At 71.1% G+C, this 15,931-nt stretch carries 20 protein-coding genes; 3 read left to right on the top strand and 17 right to left on the bottom strand.

Translation table 11 applies throughout. The features are described 5' to 3' along the window. Positions 1-72 precede the first annotated feature (72 nt). The 3 genes from rpsI to AC1DUE_RS15075 form a co-directional block, all read right to left on the bottom strand. Positions 73-561, bottom strand: a complete 489-nt coding sequence (gene rpsI / locus AC1DUE_RS15085; RefSeq protein ID WP_426593009.1) for a 30S ribosomal protein S9 — start codon at positions 559-561, stop codon at positions 73-75. A gap of 38 nt (positions 562-599) precedes the next feature. Beyond that, positions 600-1,049: a 50S ribosomal protein L13 gene (gene rplM, locus AC1DUE_RS15080; protein WP_028045033.1), complete on the bottom strand. Its 450-nt coding sequence runs from the start codon at positions 1,047-1,049 to the stop codon at positions 600-602. A 256-nt stretch (positions 1,050-1,305) separates the two neighbouring features. After that, entirely contained in the window at positions 1,306-2,247 is a 942-nt protein-coding gene (locus AC1DUE_RS15075) for a LysR family transcriptional regulator ArgP (protein ID WP_477040221.1), read from the bottom strand. Positions 2,248-2,318: 71 nt separating this feature from the next. Here AC1DUE_RS15075 and AC1DUE_RS15070 point away from each other — a divergent pair, with 71 nt between their 5' ends. Beyond that, positions 2,319-2,915: a LysE/ArgO family amino acid transporter gene (locus tag AC1DUE_RS15070; RefSeq protein WP_477040220.1), complete on the top strand. Its 597-nt coding sequence runs from the start codon at positions 2,319-2,321 to the stop codon at positions 2,913-2,915. A 4-nt stretch (positions 2,916-2,919) separates the two neighbouring features. On the opposite strand, the gene AC1DUE_RS15065 is transcribed toward AC1DUE_RS15070, so the two are convergent. Both AC1DUE_RS15065 and AC1DUE_RS15060 read right to left on the bottom strand, forming a co-directional pair. After that, positions 2,920-4,131, bottom strand: coding sequence for an RNA polymerase sigma factor (locus tag AC1DUE_RS15065; RefSeq protein ID WP_477040219.1), 1,212 nt, complete (start codon positions 4,129-4,131; stop codon positions 2,920-2,922). A gap of 1 nt (position 4,132) precedes the next feature. Continuing rightward, entirely contained in the window at positions 4,133-5,815 is a 1,683-nt protein-coding gene (locus AC1DUE_RS15060) for an ABC-F family ATP-binding cassette domain-containing protein (RefSeq protein ID WP_477040218.1), read from the bottom strand. 79 nt (positions 5,816-5,894) lie between these two features. Between AC1DUE_RS15060 and AC1DUE_RS15055 the strand changes: the two genes are divergently transcribed. After that, positions 5,895-6,344 (top strand): DUF5709 domain-containing protein, encoded by a 450-nt coding sequence (locus AC1DUE_RS15055; protein WP_477040217.1) that lies wholly within the window; start codon positions 5,895-5,897, stop codon positions 6,342-6,344. On the opposite strand, the gene truA is transcribed toward AC1DUE_RS15055, so the two are convergent. Next, a complete protein-coding gene (truA, locus tag AC1DUE_RS15050; RefSeq protein WP_477040216.1) occupies positions 6,341-7,255 on the bottom strand; it encodes a tRNA pseudouridine(38-40) synthase TruA in 915 nt (304 codons plus the stop codon). The two genes, AC1DUE_RS15055 and truA, sit on opposite strands and share 4 nt — an antisense overlap. Positions 7,256-7,333: 78 nt before the next feature. Between truA and AC1DUE_RS15045 the strand changes: the two genes are divergently transcribed. Further along, a complete protein-coding gene (locus AC1DUE_RS15045; RefSeq protein WP_477040215.1) occupies positions 7,334-8,101 on the top strand; it encodes an ROK family protein in 768 nt (255 codons plus the stop codon). Here AC1DUE_RS15045 and AC1DUE_RS15040 read toward each other — a convergent pair. The 11 genes from AC1DUE_RS15040 to rplO all read right to left on the bottom strand — a co-directional run bounded on the left by AC1DUE_RS15040 (position 8,076) and on the right by rplO (position 15,931). Further along, a complete protein-coding gene (locus tag AC1DUE_RS15040) occupies positions 8,076-8,804 on the bottom strand; it encodes an alpha/beta fold hydrolase (protein WP_477040214.1) in 729 nt (242 codons plus the stop codon). The genes AC1DUE_RS15045 and AC1DUE_RS15040 overlap by 26 nt on opposite strands. 46 nt (positions 8,805-8,850) lie before the next feature. Further along, the gene (gene rplQ / locus AC1DUE_RS15035) at positions 8,851-9,390 is read right to left on the bottom strand and encodes a 50S ribosomal protein L17 (protein ID WP_477040213.1); all 540 of its coding nucleotides are present in this window, start codon (positions 9,388-9,390) and stop codon (positions 8,851-8,853) included. A gap of 74 nt (positions 9,391-9,464) precedes the next feature. Beyond that, entirely contained in the window at positions 9,465-10,475 is a 1,011-nt protein-coding gene (locus AC1DUE_RS15030; protein WP_477040212.1) for a DNA-directed RNA polymerase subunit alpha, read from the bottom strand. A 134-nt stretch (positions 10,476-10,609) separates the two neighbouring features. Next, positions 10,610-11,011 carry a 30S ribosomal protein S11 gene (rpsK, locus tag AC1DUE_RS15025; RefSeq protein ID WP_028050085.1) on the bottom strand — a complete coding sequence of 134 codons (402 nt, stop codon included), beginning with the start codon at positions 11,009-11,011 and terminating at the stop codon, positions 10,610-10,612. Between the two features lie 60 nt (positions 11,012-11,071). After that, positions 11,072-11,452 carry a 30S ribosomal protein S13 gene (rpsM, locus tag AC1DUE_RS15020; RefSeq protein WP_477040211.1) on the bottom strand — a complete coding sequence of 127 codons (381 nt, stop codon included), beginning with the start codon at positions 11,450-11,452 and terminating at the stop codon, positions 11,072-11,074. 157 nt (positions 11,453-11,609) lie between these two features. Beyond that, positions 11,610-11,723, bottom strand: a complete 114-nt coding sequence (gene rpmJ / locus AC1DUE_RS15015) for a 50S ribosomal protein L36 (protein WP_013117849.1) — start codon at positions 11,721-11,723, stop codon at positions 11,610-11,612. A gap of 66 nt (positions 11,724-11,789) precedes the next feature. Continuing rightward, complete coding sequence (gene infA, locus AC1DUE_RS15010) at positions 11,790-12,011, bottom strand: translation initiation factor IF-1 (protein ID WP_013770189.1); 222 nt, start codon at positions 12,009-12,011, stop codon at positions 11,790-11,792. A 271-nt stretch (positions 12,012-12,282) separates the two neighbouring features. Further along, positions 12,283-13,125 carry a type I methionyl aminopeptidase gene (gene map / locus AC1DUE_RS15005; RefSeq protein ID WP_477040210.1) on the bottom strand — a complete coding sequence of 281 codons (843 nt, stop codon included), beginning with the start codon at positions 13,123-13,125 and terminating at the stop codon, positions 12,283-12,285. 17 nt (positions 13,126-13,142) lie between these two features. Further along, positions 13,143-13,721 (bottom strand): adenylate kinase, encoded by a 579-nt coding sequence (locus tag AC1DUE_RS15000; protein WP_477040209.1) that lies wholly within the window; start codon positions 13,719-13,721, stop codon positions 13,143-13,145. Then, the gene (secY, locus tag AC1DUE_RS14995; protein WP_477040208.1) at positions 13,718-15,013 is read right to left on the bottom strand and encodes a preprotein translocase subunit SecY; all 1,296 of its coding nucleotides are present in this window, start codon (positions 15,011-15,013) and stop codon (positions 13,718-13,720) included. The genes AC1DUE_RS15000 and secY overlap by 4 nt, the downstream gene beginning before the upstream one ends. Positions 15,014-15,172: 159 nt before the next feature. Beyond that, positions 15,173-15,931 carry a 50S ribosomal protein L15 gene (rplO, locus tag AC1DUE_RS14990; RefSeq protein WP_477040207.1) on the bottom strand — a complete coding sequence of 253 codons (759 nt, stop codon included), beginning with the start codon at positions 15,929-15,931 and terminating at the stop codon, positions 15,173-15,175.

The following is a 15,931-nucleotide window of genomic DNA, read 5'->3' as shown; positions in this document are numbered from 1 at the left end:
CGATGGTCGCAGACATGCCGATGGCCCCGCTGGTCGTGAGACCGGCGGAGCCATCGAGCGGAAGCGGAACGATCAGCGCTTCGAGTACTGCGGAGCCTTGCGGGCCTTCTTGAGACCGGCCTTCTTGCGCTCCACGACGCGGGCGTCGCGGGTCAGGAAGCCGGCCTTCTTCAGGGCCGGGCGGTTGTGCTCCTCGTCGATCGCGTTCAGCGCACGGGCGATGCCCAGGCGCAGCGCGCCGGCCTGGCCGCTCACGCCACCACCGGTGATGCGGGCGACGACGTCGAAGCGACCCTCGACGTCGACCAGCTTGAACGGGGAGTTGACGAGCTGCTGGTGCACCTTGTTGGGGAAGTAGTCCTCGAGCGTGCGCCCGTTGACCTTCCACTGCCCGGTGCCGGGGACGATGCGCACGCGGGCGATCGCCTCCTTGCGACGGCCGAGCGCGTTGGCCGGGGCCACGTTGCTCAGACCGCGCCCCGTGGGGGCAACCGTCTCGGAGGTGTAGCTGGTGGGGGTGTCATCGCCCTCGAGGTCGATGTCGACCGTGGTCTCTGCCACTGGTTTCCTCGCGTCCTTGTTCTCTGCGCTCAGCCGGCTCACGCCTGCTGAGAAACCTGGGTGATCTCGAAGGGCTTCGGCTGCTGCGCCGCGTGCGGGTGCTCCGCGCCGGCGTAGACCTTGAGCTTGGTGAGCTGCTGGCGCGCGAGCGAGCTCTTGGGGAGCATGCCGCGCACTGCCTTCTCGATCGCGCGCTCGGGGTGCTTCTCCAGAAGGTCGGAGTAGGCCACGGCCCGCAGACCACCCGGGTATCCGGAGTGGCTGTACGCGAGCTTGTTCTCGCGCTTGTTGCCGGTCAGAGCAACCTTCTCCGCGTTGATGACGATGACGAAGTCACCGCCGTCGACGTGCGGAGCAAAGGTCGCCTTGTGCTTGCCGCGCAGCAACGTGGCCACGTGAGTGGCCAAGCGGCCCAGGACGACATCGCTTGCGTCGATGATGTACCAGTTCCGCTCGACGTCGCCGGGCTTCGGGGTGTACGTACGCACGGTCGTCAGCCTTCGTTTCGATTGCGAATCTTGTCGTGGCGGAGCTCCGCAGGATGCGGGTCCGCCGATGAGAACTCTCGCTTGCATCCGGACGGCGAGCGGGAACGCACCGGTCCTGCCGTTCTGGCTCGGTGCTGAGTACACCTGCACACGAACGGGGACGCACAACGACTCACTAGATTACCGGCCGTCTCGGTGAGGGGTCAAAACGCGGTTGGTCACACCCGCCGCCGCCGGGCGTGCGTCGGACGAGGGATCACCCCGCGGCCGGCGGGCCGTGCCTCCGGACCGGTCGGAGCGCCGCGGAAGCCGCCCGCACCACGCGGTCGGTCAGGTCGTCGAGCGTCGGCGTCCGCAGCGCCCAGTGCTGCCAGTACAGCGGGACGTCGAGCGTCCGGCCGGCGCGCACCTCCACCAGAGACCCGCGCTCGAGCCCGTCCCGGGCCGCGACCTCGGGCACCATCCCCCACCCGAGCCCGGCCTCGATGAGGCCGACGAACGCCGACTGCGAGGGCACGTAGTGGACCATCGGGGTCACGGTCCGCCTGCCGACGACGGCCGCCACGAAGCGTTCCTGCAGGCCATCCTCCCTGTTGAACGCCAGCAGGGGTGCGGCGGCGAACGCCTCGGCGGTCAGCCCGTCGGCGAACCAGCGGTCCTTGCGGTGCGGCGCGGCCACGGCCAGGTAGCGCATGGCGCCCAGCCGACGGACGCGGCAGCCCTGCACCGCGCGGGGGTCGGCGGTGACCGCGGCCATCACGGTCCCGTCGCGCAGCAGCCCCGCCGACAGGTCCTGGTCCTCGCGCCGCAGGTCGAGCAGGACGTCGGAGGGGAGGTCCGCGACGGCGGCCGGGAACCAGGTGGACATCGAGTCGTCGTTCACGGCCACGGGCAGGCGCCTCGACGCCCCGCCGGTCCTCACGGAGCGCGCACCGCCGGGTGCGGGCACCAGCTGGCCCAGGGCGTCGCGCCCGAGGAGGTCCACCTGACCCGCCAGCCGGACCAGGATCTCGCCGTCCTCCGTCGGCCGGCAGGGCCGCGTGCGCAGCACCAGAACCCTTCCCACCTGCAGCTCTAGTGCTTTGACGCGCTGGCTGACGGCCGACGGCGTGATGTGCAGGCGCTGTGCGGCCGCGTCGAAGCTGCCCTCGTGGACCACCGCCGCGAGGGCGCTCAACTGGTCGGGATCGAACGCCACATGAAGGATCCTAACGGTTCCACAGAACCATTAACTAGGCTTCATCGACGGAACCGTCTAGCGTCGCCGACATGTTCTCCGCGGCCCTCGCCGGCTTCCTCACGTCGATGACACTCATCGTCGCCATCGGCGCGCAGAACGCCTTCGTGCTGCGCCAGGGCATCCGTCGGGAGCACGTGCTGCCGGTCGTCGCCGTGTGTGCGACGGCCGACGCGGTCCTCATCACCGCGGGCATCGCGGGGCTCGGGGCGCTGATCACCAACCACCCGACCGTCCTGACCGTGACCCGGTACGGCGGAGCGGTCTTCCTGCTCGTGCTGGCGTTCGGGGCGTTCCGGCGCGCGCGGCACCCGGAGACCCTCGATCCGGCCGCTGCCGGGCCCGCGAGCCTCTCCGCCGTGCTGACCACCTGCCTGGCGCTGACCTTCCTCAATCCCCACGTGTACCTCGACACCGTCGTGCTGCTCGGGTCCCTGGCGCACCAGCACGACCCCGGCGCGTGGGCGTTCGGCGTCGGAGCCGCTCTCGCGAGCGTCGTCTGGTTCACGGCGCTCGGGTTCGGCGCCGCCTACCTGCGCCCGGTGTTCGCGCGGCCGCGGTCCTGGCAGGTGCTCGACGTCGTCATCGGCGTCGTCATGACCACCCTGGCCGTGCTCCTGGTGGTCTGAGCCGTCAGCCCAGCTCGTCGCGACGGCGGACGAGAGCGGCCTTCTCGGCGGTGTTGCCGGTGAGCCCGACGGCCCGGTCGTACGCCGCCCGCGCCTCCTCGTCGCGCCCGAGCCGGCGCAACAGCTCGGCCCGCGTGGCGTGGAAGGGGTGGTACCCCTCCAGCGGCAGGCCCTCGACCTGCGCGAGCGCCACCTGCGGACCGTCGAGCTCCGCGACGGCGACCGCACGGTTGAGCCGCATGATCGGGGAGGGGTCGAGACGGACCAGCTGGTCGTAGAGCGCGACGACCTGCGCCCAGTCCGTGTCCCGGACGTCGGGTGCGTCGGTGTGCACCGCGTTGATCGCGGCGAGCACCTGGTACCGACCGGGCGCCTCGCCGGACTCCAGGCGTGCGCGGACCAGGGCGTGCCCCTCGGCGATCAGCCCGGCGTCCCAGGCGTCGCGGGCCTGCTCGTCGAGGGGGACGAGCCGGCCGTCCGACACTCGTGCGGGCCGGCGCGACTCCGTCAGGAGCATGAGCGCCAGGAGCCCCACGACCTCGCCGTCGTCGGGCAGCAGGTCGCGGACCAGCCTGGCCAGCCGGATCGCCTCGAGCGTCAGGTCGCTGCGGACCGGCGCGGACTGCGGGCCCGAGGCCAGGTAGCCCTCGTTGAAGATCAGGTACAGGACCGCCAGCACGCCGGTGACGCGGGCCGGGAGGTCCTCGCGCGACGGCACGCGGTACGGGATCCTCGCCGCCGCGATCTTCGCCTTGGCGCGCGTGATCCGGCGGGCCATGGCGTCCTCCTGCACCAGGAACGCGCGCGCGATCTCGGGCACGGTGAGCCCGCCGACCATCCGCAGGGTCAGCGCGATCCGCGCCTCGGGCGCCAGGGCGGGGTGGCAGCACGTGAAGACGAGCCGGAGCCGGTCGTCGTCGACGGCGCCCAGCGGTTCGGGGCCGCCGGAGAGCAGCGCCGCCTCCCGGTGCAGCTCGTCGCGCCGCGACTCGCGCCGGTATCGGTCGATCGCCTTGCGGTGGGCGGTCGTGGTGAGCCAGCCGCCCGGGTTCGGCGGGACACCGTCGGTCGGCCAGCGGTCGACGGCGGTCGCGAAGGCCTCGGCGGCCATCTCCTCGGCGATGTCGAGGTCGCCCCAGCGCCGGGCCAGCGTGGCGACCACCCGCGCCCACTCCTCGCGGTGGACCCGGGCGATCTCCTCGTCGATGTCGGTCACGTCAGCGGGCGCGCTCGACCCGTCCCACGTCCCACACGGGCTCCGGCGTCTCGAGCACGTCGCCGTCCGCGCCGAACACGAGGAACCGGTCGAACGTGCGCGTGAACCAGCGGTCGTGCGTCACGGCCAGCACGGTGCCCTCGAACGCGGCCAGGCCCGTCTCCAGCGCCTCCGCCGAGTGCAGGTCGAGGTTGTCCGTGGGCTCGTCGAGAAGCAGGAGCGTCGCTCCGCCGAGCTCGAGGAGCAGGATCTGGAGCCGCGCCTGCTGGCCGCCCGAGAGGGTCTCGTAGCGCTGCTCGGCGGCTCCGACGAGCTCGTACCGGTCCAGCGCCTTGCTCGCCTGCTCGCGGCCGATGCCCGAGCGGTGCCCGTCGCCCCGGTTCAGGATCTCCAGCAGCGTGCGGCCGACGAGCTCGGGGTGGCCGTGGTTCTGCGCGAACCAGCCGGGCCGCACGCGCGGGCCGAGGACGACGCGGCCGGTGTGCTTCACGGGCGCGACGGGTGTGTCGTCGGCAGGCTCGTGCTCGGGGCTCGGGTCGCTGCCTCCCGCGGCCAGCAGCCGCAGGAAGTGCGACTTGCCCGACCCGTTCGAGCCGAGCACCGCGACGCGCTCCCCGAACCAGACCTCGAGGTCGAACGGCTTCATCAGCCCGGTGAGCTCGAGCCCCGTCGCGACGACCGCGCGCTTGGCGGTCCGACCGCCGTGCAGCCGGACGCGGACGTTCTGCTCGCGCGCCAGCAGCGTCGGCGGACCGGCCTCCTCGAACTTCCGCAGCCGCGTCTGGGCCGCCTGGTAGCGGCTGGCGAGGCCGTCGTTGAACGCCGACTTGGTCTTGAGGGTGAGCACGAGCTCCTTGAGCTTGGCGTGCTCCTCTTCCCATCGTCGCAACAGCTCCTCGAGCCGCGAGCGCCGGTCCTCCCGGGCCTGGTGGTAGGTGCCGAAGCCGCCGCCGTGCACCCAGACCGTCGCGCCCATGACGCCCGGCTCCAGGGTGGCCACCTGCGTGGCGACGTTGGCGAGCATCTCGCGGTCGTGGCTGACGAACAGGACGGTCTTGTTGCTCGCGCGCAGCTTCTCCTCGAGCCACCGCTTGGTGGGCACGTCGAGGGCGTTGTCGGGCTCGTCGAGCAGCAGGACCTCGTCGGGACCCCGCAGCAGCGCCTCCAGGACGAGCCGCTTCTGCTCACCGCCCGACAGCGAGCGCACCTCACGGTGCTGCGCCTGGTCGAACGGGATGCTCAGCACGGCGTCGGTCACGCGGTCCCAGCCCGCCTCTGCCTCGTACCCCCCGACGTCGGCCCAGTCGACGAGCGCCTGTGCGTACCGCATCTGCGACGGCTCGTCGTCGGTCTCCATGATCGCGATCTCGGCCGCGGACAGCTCGACCGCGGCGTCCCGCACCGCGGGCACGGCCAGCGACGCCAGCAGGTCGCGGATCGAGCGGTCGTCGTTGATCCGCCCGATGTCCTGGCGCATGATCCCGAGCCCGCCGCTGCGCCCGACCGACCCCGCGTGCGGCTGCTCGTCGCCGGCGACGATCCGCAGCAGGGTCGTCTTGCCCGCGCCGTTGGGTCCGACGAGCGCCACCCGGGCGCCGTCGCCGACCCGGAACGTGACGTCGTCGAGGAGCGGACGGCCGTCGGACAGCACGTAGCCGATGCCGCCGATGTCGAGGTGACCCATGCGACCAGTGTCCCCTGCGGACCTGCGCGTCAGCACCGCAATACTGGCGCGCGAGGCCGCCGGGTGCGAGGGTCGGGGCATGAGCTACGACACGTCCGGTACCAGCCAAGACCCTGAGCTCGACAGCGAGGGCGACGGCGACCAGCTGTCCAGCGAGGACACCCTCCTGGACCGCGGTGTGGACGACCTGCTCGACGAGGGCTACTCGGTGCCGCTGCGGCCGCGCGCCAACCACTACGGCGAGACCCCGTGGGAGGAGGCGCACCGCGAGACGATCGACCAGCGCATCGGCCAGGAGGAGCCCGAGGTCTGGGAGGCCCGCGAGATCCCGCTCGACGACCGCGAGCAGTTCCGCGCCGGGCGCCTGGTCGAGGACGACGACGCGGTCGAGGCCGGTGGCACGGACGGGTTCGCGATCGACGCCGGGATCTCCGGCGGGGCGGCGAGCGCCGAGGAGGCCGCGGTCCACCTCATCGCCGAGGAGTACGTGGACGAGCGTCGGTACCACGACGACGACGACGAGGTCTAGGAGCAGCAGCCCCCGGGTCGCGGGTCCACGTCGTGGGCCTGGCGACGCGCCCGCGTCTGCTGAGCGCGCACGCCCAGCTCCTCGTCGAGCGGGTAGCCGACCTCCTCGAGCGTGAGCCCGTGCGCCGGGACCACGTGCGCGCCGGCCAGCCGGCTCCTGGCCGCCAGCAGCTCCGCCGGCCAGCCCACGGCCCGGCGGCCCTCCCCCACGGCCGTGCTCGCGCCGACGAGCGTGCGCACCATCGAGTGGCAGAACGCGTCGGCCTGCACGGTCGCGACGACGAGCCCGGCGTCCGGCCCGTCCAGCGGCCTCGTCCAGCGGAAGACCTCGAGCGTGCGGATCGTCGTGGCGCCCTCGCGCGGCTTGCAGTACGACGCGAAGTCGTGGCGCCCCTCCAGCGGGCGGCCGGCGAGATCCATCGCCTCGACGTCCAGCGGGCGCCGGTGCCACAGGACGTGCGCGCGGGACAGCGGGTCGCGCCGGGCCGAGTCGTCGCAGATCCGGTAGGTGTACCGCCGGCGCAGGGCCGAGAACCGGGCGTCGAACCCGTCCGCGGCCGCCGACACGGCGTGGACGACGAGGTCCGTCGGCAGGACGCCGCCCAGCCGTGTGAGCAGGGCCTCGGCGACCGGCCGCTCGGCCCGTCCGCGCGAGCGTTCCAGCAGGTCCACGGGGATGTCGACGTGCGCCACCTGGCCGCGCGCGTGCACGCCCGAGTCCGTCCGTCCGGCCACGGTCACCCGCGGCGGTCCGTCGGTCCGCAGGACCATGCCCAGCGCGTCCTCCAGCACCCCCTGCACGGTGCGCAGGCCCGGCTGCACCGCCCACCCCGCGAACGCGGTGCCGTCGTACGCCAGGTCCAGCCTCAGCCGCACCACGGAGCCGGCGTCGTCGTCAGGGGTCACGCTCACGGGTCCACACGCTAGTCGCCGACCGTGCCGCACGATGCCAGGACGACGCCCGCCCCGGGGCGTCGATAGCGTGGCCACGTGGCGAAGACCGGTGGGGACCTGTTCACGCTCGCGGTCGACTGCGGCGGCGGGGGGATCAAGGCGTCCGTGCTCGACGCCGCCGGCACGCTGCACGCCCCGGCGGTCCGCGTCGCGACGCCCTACCCGCTCTCGCCCGACCGGCTCGTGCAGACGATCGCGGACATCGCCTCGGGACTGCCCCCGGCCGACCGCGTCACGGTCGGGATGCCGGGGATGATCCGGCACGGTGTCGTCGTCGCGACCCCGCACTACGTCACCCGCAGCGGGCCCCGCTCCGCCGTCGACCCCGAGCTCGTCGCGGCCTGGTCCGGCTGCGACATCCGCGCGAACGTCGAGGCGTGGCTGGGACTGCCGACGCTCGTCCTCAACGACGCCGAGGTGCACGGCGCCGGCGTGATCTCCGGGACGGGGATCGAGCTCGTCCTGACCCTGGGCACGGGCCTGGGCTCCGCGCTGTTCGACGGCGGGCAGCTCGCGCCGCACCTCGAGCTCTCGCACGCGCCGGTCCGGTGGGGCACGTCCTACGACGTCTACATCGGCCAGGTCGAGCGCGCCCGGCTGGGTGACGGCCTGTGGTCGCGGCGGGTGCGACGAGTCGTCGAGGGGCTGCGGCCCGTGTTCTGGTGGGACCGCCTCTACCTCGGCGGCGGAAACGCCCGGCAGGTCACCCCGCAGGTCCTGGCCAAGCTCGGCGACGATGTCGTCGTCGTGCCCAACCAGGCCGGCATCGTCGGCGGTGTCAGGGCCTGGACGCTGGGCCGCTGACCGCCGCGCGGCTCTCCGCGTCCGCGAGCGCCTCCAGCAGCACGCGCGTGAACCGCGCCGGCTGCGCCAGGCTCACCAGGTGGGTCGCGCCGGGAACGACGACGAGCCGCCCGTCCCGGCACGCCGCCAGGAACCTGCGCTCCTCCCCGCGGAAGTGGTCGAGGCGCCCGTTCACCAGCCACACCGGCGCCTCGACGCGCGCCAGCTCCTCCAGCGGGGTCGCGGTCGCCATCTCGCTCAGCACGTCGTCGGTGACGTCGAGCGCGAACCCGCCCGCGCCCGCGTCGGCAGCGCCGATCGGTGGCAGGACGCGGTCGACGAAGAACTGGTTGAGCGCAGCGCCACCGTCGGGCAGCCGCACGATGTACCGCGCCCCGAACGCCCAGCCGGACAGCAGGATCCGGTGCGGCCGCGTCGAGCACGAGGCCGCGAGCAGCCCCGCGACCTGCTCCGGGTGGCGCGCCGCGTGCCGGATCCCGACGTAGCCGCCCAGGGACAGCCCGACGACGAACGCGCGCCCGCCCAGCCCGTCGACCGCCTGCGCGACCGTGGCGACGGCCTCGTCGAGCGTGAACGGCTCTCCGAGGCGGGTTCCGTGCCCGGGCAGGTCGACGGCGACCGCCGGACGGCTCGCGCGCTCCAGCACCTCGAGCTGCGACCGCCACATGGTCCGCGACGTCCGCAGCCCGTGCACCAGCACCACGGGCAGCCCGGAACCAGTACGGTTCCGGGCCCTCTCGTGAGCTGCGTCAGGCCTTGTCGGCCTCGGGCGCGTCGGTCTCGTCGACCGGGGCGTCCTCGACGGGCGCGTCCTCGACAGGAGCGTCCTCGACGACGGGAGCGTCCTCGACCTTGTCGGCCTTCTTCGCCTTCGGCGCGGCCTTCGAGGCGGCCTTGGTGGCCTCCTTCACGACGGCCTGCTTCGGGGAGAGCGGCTCGAGCACGAGCTCGATGACGGCCATCGGGGCGTTGTCGCCCTTGCGGGGGCCGATCTTGGTGATGCGCGTGTAACCACCCTGGCGCTCGGCGACGGCCGGAGCGATCTCGGTGAACAGCACGTGCACGACGGACTTGTCCTTGACGACGGTCATCACGCGGCGGCGGGCGTGCAGGTCACCACGCTTGGCGAACGTGATGAGGCGCTCGGCGAGCGGACGCAGGCGCTTGGCCTTCGTCTCGGTCGTCGTGATGCGCTTGTGCTCGAACAGCTGCGTCGCGAGGTTCGCGAGGATCAGCCGCTCGTGCGCCGGTCCGCCACCGAGCCGGGGACCCTTGGTGGGCGTAGGCATGGTTATTACTCCTTGAGTTCCAGTGATGGGCGGCGAGCGAGGTCAGGAAGGCGACCCCGCCCGCTTCCCCGGCGTCAGTACTGCTCGTCCTCGACGAAGTCGCCCTCGTCGTCGCCGTAGTAGGCGGTAGCGGACGGGTCGAAGTCGAGCGGGCTGTCCTTGAGCGTCAGGCCGAGCTCGGCGAGCTTCTCCTTGACCTCGGTGATGGACTTCGCACCGAAGTTGCGGATGTCCAGGAGGTCGGCCTCGGAGCGCGCGACGAGCTCACCCACGGAGTGGATGCCCTCACGCTTGAGGCAGTTGTAGGAGCGGATCGTGAGCTGCAGGTCCTCGATCGGGAGCGCGAGGTCCGCAGCGAGCGCGGCGTCCGTCGGCGACGGGCCGATCTCGATGCCCTCGGCCTCGATGTTGAGCTCACGGGCCAGGCCGAACAGCTCCACCAGCGTCTTGCCGGCCGAGGCCAGCGCGTCGCGGGGGCCGATGGCCGACTTCGTCTCGACGTCGACGATCAGCTTGTCGAAGTCCGTGCGCTGCTCGACACGCGTCGCCTCGACCTTGTAGGTCACCTTGAGGACCGGCGAGTAGATCGAGTCGACCGGGATGCGGCCGATCTCGGCGTCGAACGACTTGTTCTGGTTCGCCGACACGTAGCCGCGGCCACGCTCGACCGTCAGCTCGATCTCGAGCTTGCCCTTGTCGTTGAGCGTCGCCAGGTGAAGGTCGGGGTTGTGCACCTCGACGCCGGCCGGCGGCACGATGTCCGCGGCGGTGACCTCACCGGCACCCTGCTTGCGCAGGTACATCACCACGGGCTCGTCGTTCTCCGAGGAGACGACCAGCTGCTTGATGTTGAGGATGATCTCGGTGACGTCTTCCTTGACACCAGGAACGGTCGAGAACTCGTGGAGCACGCCGTCGATGCGGATCGACGTGACGGCGGCACCCGGGATGGAGGACAGCAGCGTCCGGCGGAGCGAGTTTCCGAGCGTGTAGCCGAAACCCGGCTCCAGGGGCTCGATGGAGAACCGCGACCGGTTCTCCGAGATGACCTCTTCGGTCAGGGTGGGGCGCTGTGCAATCAGCACGGTGTGTTTCCTCTCAGCGGGCGTCCGCCATATGACGCTGCGCAGTACTACGAGCCGACCTGGTCTCGGTCCACCTGGTCGGACGGACTGATGCCGGGCCGGTGCCCGAAGACACCGACCCGGCTAAACCATGGTCAGACGCGGCGACGCTTGGGCGGGCGGCAGCCGTTGTGCGCCTGGGGCGTCACGTCCTGGATCGAGCCGACCTCGAGGCCGGTCGCCTGGAGCGAACGGATCGCGGTCTCACGGCCGGAGCCGGGGCCCTTGACGAAGACGTCGACCTTCTTCATGCCGTGCTCCTGGGCGCGGCGAGCGGCGGCCTCGGCGGCGAGCTGCGCCGCGAACGGGGTCGACTTGCGCGAACCCTTGAAGCCCACCTGGCCCGACGAGGCGGACGCGATGACGGCGCCCGACGGGTCGGTGATGGAGATGATCGTGTTGTTGAACGTGCTCTTGATGTGCGCCTGGCCGTGGGAGACGTTCTTCTTCTCCTTGCGGCGCGGCTTGCGCACGGCGGAACGGGTCTTGGGAGGCATTCTCTTCTTCTCTCGAGGTCTGGTCGGCTTGCCCTGGCGCGAGGCGCCCGGGGCGGAGGGCTACTTGCGCCCGGCCTTCTTCTTGCCGGCGACGGTGCGCTTGGGGCCCTTGCGGGTACGCGCGTTGGTCTTCGTGCGCTGACCGCGCACAGGAAGGCCGCGGCGGTGACGCAGACCCTCGTAGCAGCCGATCTCGACCTTGCGGCGGATGTCGGCGGCGACCTCGCGGCGGAGGTCACCCTCGAGCTTGTAGTTGCCCTCGAGGAAGTCACGGAGCGCGACGAGCTCGGTGTCACCGAGGTCCTTCACGCGGAGGTCCGGGCTGATACCGGTGGCGGCGAGGGTCGCCTGCGCACGCGTGCGCCCGACCCCGTAGATGTAGGTGAGTGCGATCTCGAGCCGCTTCTCGCGGGGGAGGTCGACTCCGACAAGACGTGCCATGTGCCTGGTGGCTCCTGAACTGCATCGGAGGTCTGCCGCATCACCCTCCCGCGTTCTGCGGGCCCCGGCCTCCGACCGGGGGTTCACCGGACCCGAGGGCCCGGAGTGGTGGTGCGCTTGCTTGCTGGTGGTGCGGTCCTGCAGAAGTGCTAGGGCGTCAGCCCTGGCGCTGCTTGTGGCGCAGGTTCTCGCAGATCACCTGGACGCGACCGTGCCGGCGGATCACCTTGCACTTGTCGCAGATCTTCTTGACGCTGGGCTTGACCTTCATCGCGTGTTTTCCTCCGCCGCCGTGTTCGCTCCCTCAAGGAGTCAGACGGCGTGATCGAGTGGGCTGTTACTTGTAGCGGTAGACGATCCGGCCACGGGACAGGTCGTACGGGCTCAGCTCCACCACCACGCGGTCCTCGGGGAGGATCCGGATGTAGTGCTGACGCATCTTGCCCGAGATGTGGGCGAGCACCTTGTGGCCGTTGGTGAGCTCCACGCGAAACATCGCGTTGGGCAGAGCCTCCACGACGCTGCCCTCGATCTCGATGACACCGTCCTTCTTCGCCATATCCTCCGCTAACTGTTCGTCCGAGTGCTGTCCAAGACTTGATCGACCCACGGCGATCGTCGTCGCCCAGCGGGAAGCTGGTCGTCGTCGCTCTCGTGGAGAGTGCGGGTGCCGTTGGCTCGCTCGTCGCGGCACACGATGACATCGCGTGACGACGAACCAGAGATTCCGATGAACCGGGCGCACACACCCAACGGACGATCTTACGCCATCAGGGCCGTTCGAGGAAACCAGCGACTGTGGCCTTGCACACCTGCTGACCAGGTCGTCGTCAGGTGAGCGGCGCGACGGTCACGCCGAGCGCCCCGAGCGCCCCCGCTCCCCCGTCGACCGCGGTGAGCACCCAGATGCCGTCCTCGAGGATCGCCACCGAGTGCTCCCAGTGCGCGGCGCGCGAACCGTCGTCCGTGACCACGGTCCACTCGTCGTCCAGCTCGCGCGTGAACCGCGAGCCGCGCACCAGCATCGGCTCCACGGCGACGCACAGGCCCGGGCGCAGCTTCGGGCCGCGGTCGCGCGCCCGGTAGTTCAGGACGTCCGGCGGCTGGTGCATCGCGGTGCCGATCCCGTGGCCCACGTACTCCTGCACGATGCCGTAGCGCACACCCCCGTTGAGGCCGGCCGCCTGGGCGTCGTCGACGAGATCCTCGACCGCCTCGCCCACGACGCCGAGCCGGTCGCCGGTCGCGAGTGCCGCGATCCCCGCCCAGAGCGCGCGCTCCGTCGTCGCCGCGAGCTGTACGTCCTGCTCGTCGGCACCGTCCAGTACCACCGTGATCGCCGAGTCGCCGTGCCAGCCGTCCACGATCGCGCCGCAGTCGACGCTGACCACGTCACCGTCGACGAGCACCCGCGGCCCGGGGATGCCGTGCACGATCTCGTCGTCGACCGAGATGCACAGCGTGGCCGGGTAGCCGTGGTAGCCGAGGAACGACGGCTTGGCACCGTGGTCGCGGATCACCGTGGCGGCAAGGGCGTCGAGCGACGCGGTGGTCACGCCCGGAGCCGCGGCCTCGCGCACGACCCGCAGCGCCTCGGCGACGACGAGCCCGGCGCGACGCATGAGCAGCACCTGCTCGGGCGTCTTGTACTCGATCCGCTCCCGGCCGAACATGCGATCTGACCAGCCGGTCAGCGAGCCCCGGCGCCGATGGCCGCGAGCAGCCGCGTCGTGACGTCGTCGACCTCGCCGATGGCGTCGACCTGCGCGAGCAGCCCACGGTCGGCGTACACCGAGGCGATCGGCGCGGTCTCCTGGGCGTACACGTCCAGGCGGTGCCGGATGACGTCCTCGGTGTCGTCCTCGCGGCCCTCGATCTCGGCACGCTTGAGCAGCCGGGGCACGACCGCCTCGGGGTCGGCCGTGAGCTCGACCGCGAGGTCCAGCGTCAGACCCGACTCCGCGAGGATCGCGTCGAGCTCGCCGACCTGGGCGACGTTGCGCGGGTACCCGTCGAGCAGGAACCCCTCCGCAGCGTCGGGCTGGGCGAGCCGGTCGCGCACCATGTCGTTGGTGACCGAGTCCGGCACCAGCGCACCGCGCGACGTGTACTCCTGGACCTTCAGGCCCAGGGGCGTGCCGCCCTTGATGTTGGCGCGGAACAGGTCGCCCGTCGAGATCGCCGGGATGCCCAGCGACTCGGCGAGGCGGACCGCCTGCGTGCCCTTGCCCGCACCCGGAGCACCGAGCAGGACGAGGCGCGTGCTCATCGCAGGAACCCCTCGTAGTGGCGCTGCTGCAGCTGCGACTCGATCTGCTTGACGGTCTCGAGCCCGACACCGACGACGATCAGGATCGACGAGCCGCCGAACGGGATGTTCGTGCCGACGCCGAGGATGATGAACACGATCGTCGGGATGAGCGCGACCACCGCGAGGTAGATCGAGCCCGGCGCCGTGATGCGCGAGATGACGAAGTCGAGGTACTCGGCCGTCGGACGGCCGGCCCGGATGCCCGGGATGAAGCCGCCGTACTTCTTCATGTTGTCCGCGACCTCGTCCGGGTTGAACGTGATCGCCGTGTAGAAGTAGCAGAAGAACACGATGAGGAAGACGTAGAGCGCGAGGTGCAGGGGCGCGCTCGGGGACGCCAGGTGCCGCGAGATCCACTGCACCCAGCCCGCCGTCGGGTCGCCGAACTGCGCGAGCAGCCCAGGGACGGCCAGCAGCGACGACGCGAAGATGATCGGGATGACGCCGGCCATGTTGATCTTGATCGGGATGTACGTGCTCGAGCCGCCGTACATGCGCCGACCGACCATGCGCTTGGCGTACTGCACCGGGATGCGGCGCTGCGACTGCTCGACGAACACGACCATGCCGACGACCAGGACGATGACGGCCATCACGATGATGAACTTGAAGGCGCCGTTGTCGCCACCGGCGATCGACCACAGGGCGGTCGGGAAGCTCGCGGCGATCGACGTGAAGATGAGGAGCGACATGCCGTTGCCGACGCCGCGCTCCGTGATCAGCTCACCGAGCCACATGATCAGGCCGGTACCGGCGGTCATGGTCAGGACCATGATCAGCAGGACGTACCAGGAGTCGTTCGGGATGACGTCGACGGAGCAGCCGCTGAACAGCTGACCGCTGCGCGCGACCGTGATGATCGTCGTCGACTGCAGGACGGCCAGGCCGATGGTCAGGTAGCGCGTGTACTGCGTGAGCTTCGCGGTGCCGGACTGGCCCTCGCGGTGGAGCTCCTCGAAACGGGGGATGACCACCCGGAGAAGCTGGACGATGATGCTGGCGGTGATGTACGGCATGATGCCGAGCGCGAACACCGAGAGCTGGAGCAGTGCTCCGCCGCTGAACAGGTTCACCAGTCCGAGCAGGTCGTTGCCCGCGGACTCGTCGATACACGTCTGCACGTTCGGGTAGGACACTCCCGGGGTGGGCAGGAACGAGCCCACCCGGAAGATCACCATGATCCCGATGGTGAAGAGCAGCTTGCGCCGCAGGTCGGGCGTTCGGAACGCCCGCACGAATGCGCTGAGCACCTGTCCTCCTGAGCCGCCTGAGCGGCGTTCGTACGACCGGCCCATTCCGGCCGTGCAGCCTGCGAAACGTCGCAGGCACCGGGGCACCCTAACTGATGCTGACGAACAAACGGAACGGGACCGGTGGGTACCTACGACCCCACCGGTCCCGTCCTTCGATCAGTCCTGCGCGACGCTTCCGCCGGCGGCCACGATCGCGTCCTTCGCGGACGCCGAGTAGGCGTCGACCGCGACGGAGACCTTGACCGTGAGCTCACCGGTGCCGAGCACCTTGACAGGCTGGCCCTTGCGGACCGCACCCTTGGCGACCAGGTCGGCGACCGTCACGTCGCCACCGTTCGGGTACAGCGCCGAGAGCTTGTCCAGGTTGACCACCTGGTACTCGACGCGGAACGGGTTCTTGAAGCCACGCAGCTTCGGGAGGCGCATGTGCAGAGGCATCTGCCCACCCTCGAAGCGCGTCGGCACCTGGTAGCGGGCCTTGGTGCCCTTGGTGCCACGACCGGCCGTCTTGCCCTTGGACGCCTCGCCACGACCCACGCGGGTCTTGGCGGTCTTGGCGCCCGGGGCCGGACGGAGGTGGTGCATCTTCAGCGTGCCACCGTTGCCGGGCAGCGCAGCTGCCTCGGCGGCCGCAGCCGCAGCAGCGGACACGGTCTTCTTCGGCGCTGCAGCCTTGGACTCGGCCTTCGGCTCGGCCTTGGCCTTCGGCTCAGCCTTGGGCTCGGCCTTCGCCTTGGCGGCAGCCTTGGGCGCAGCCTCGGTCGTCGCCTCGGCCTTGTCGGCCTTCGGCTTGGCCGCAGCCTTGGTCGCCTTCGGAGCGGACTCCGTGTCGGCGGCCTTCTTCGCGGGGGCCTTCTTGGGGGCGGCGGCCTTCTTGGGGGCCGTCACCTCCTCAGGCGTCTTGTCGTCTGCCAT

This window comes from Cellulomonas sp. P4_A2 (genome assembly GCF_056402515.1).
This window is presented reverse-complemented; position numbering and strand designations above follow the sequence as displayed.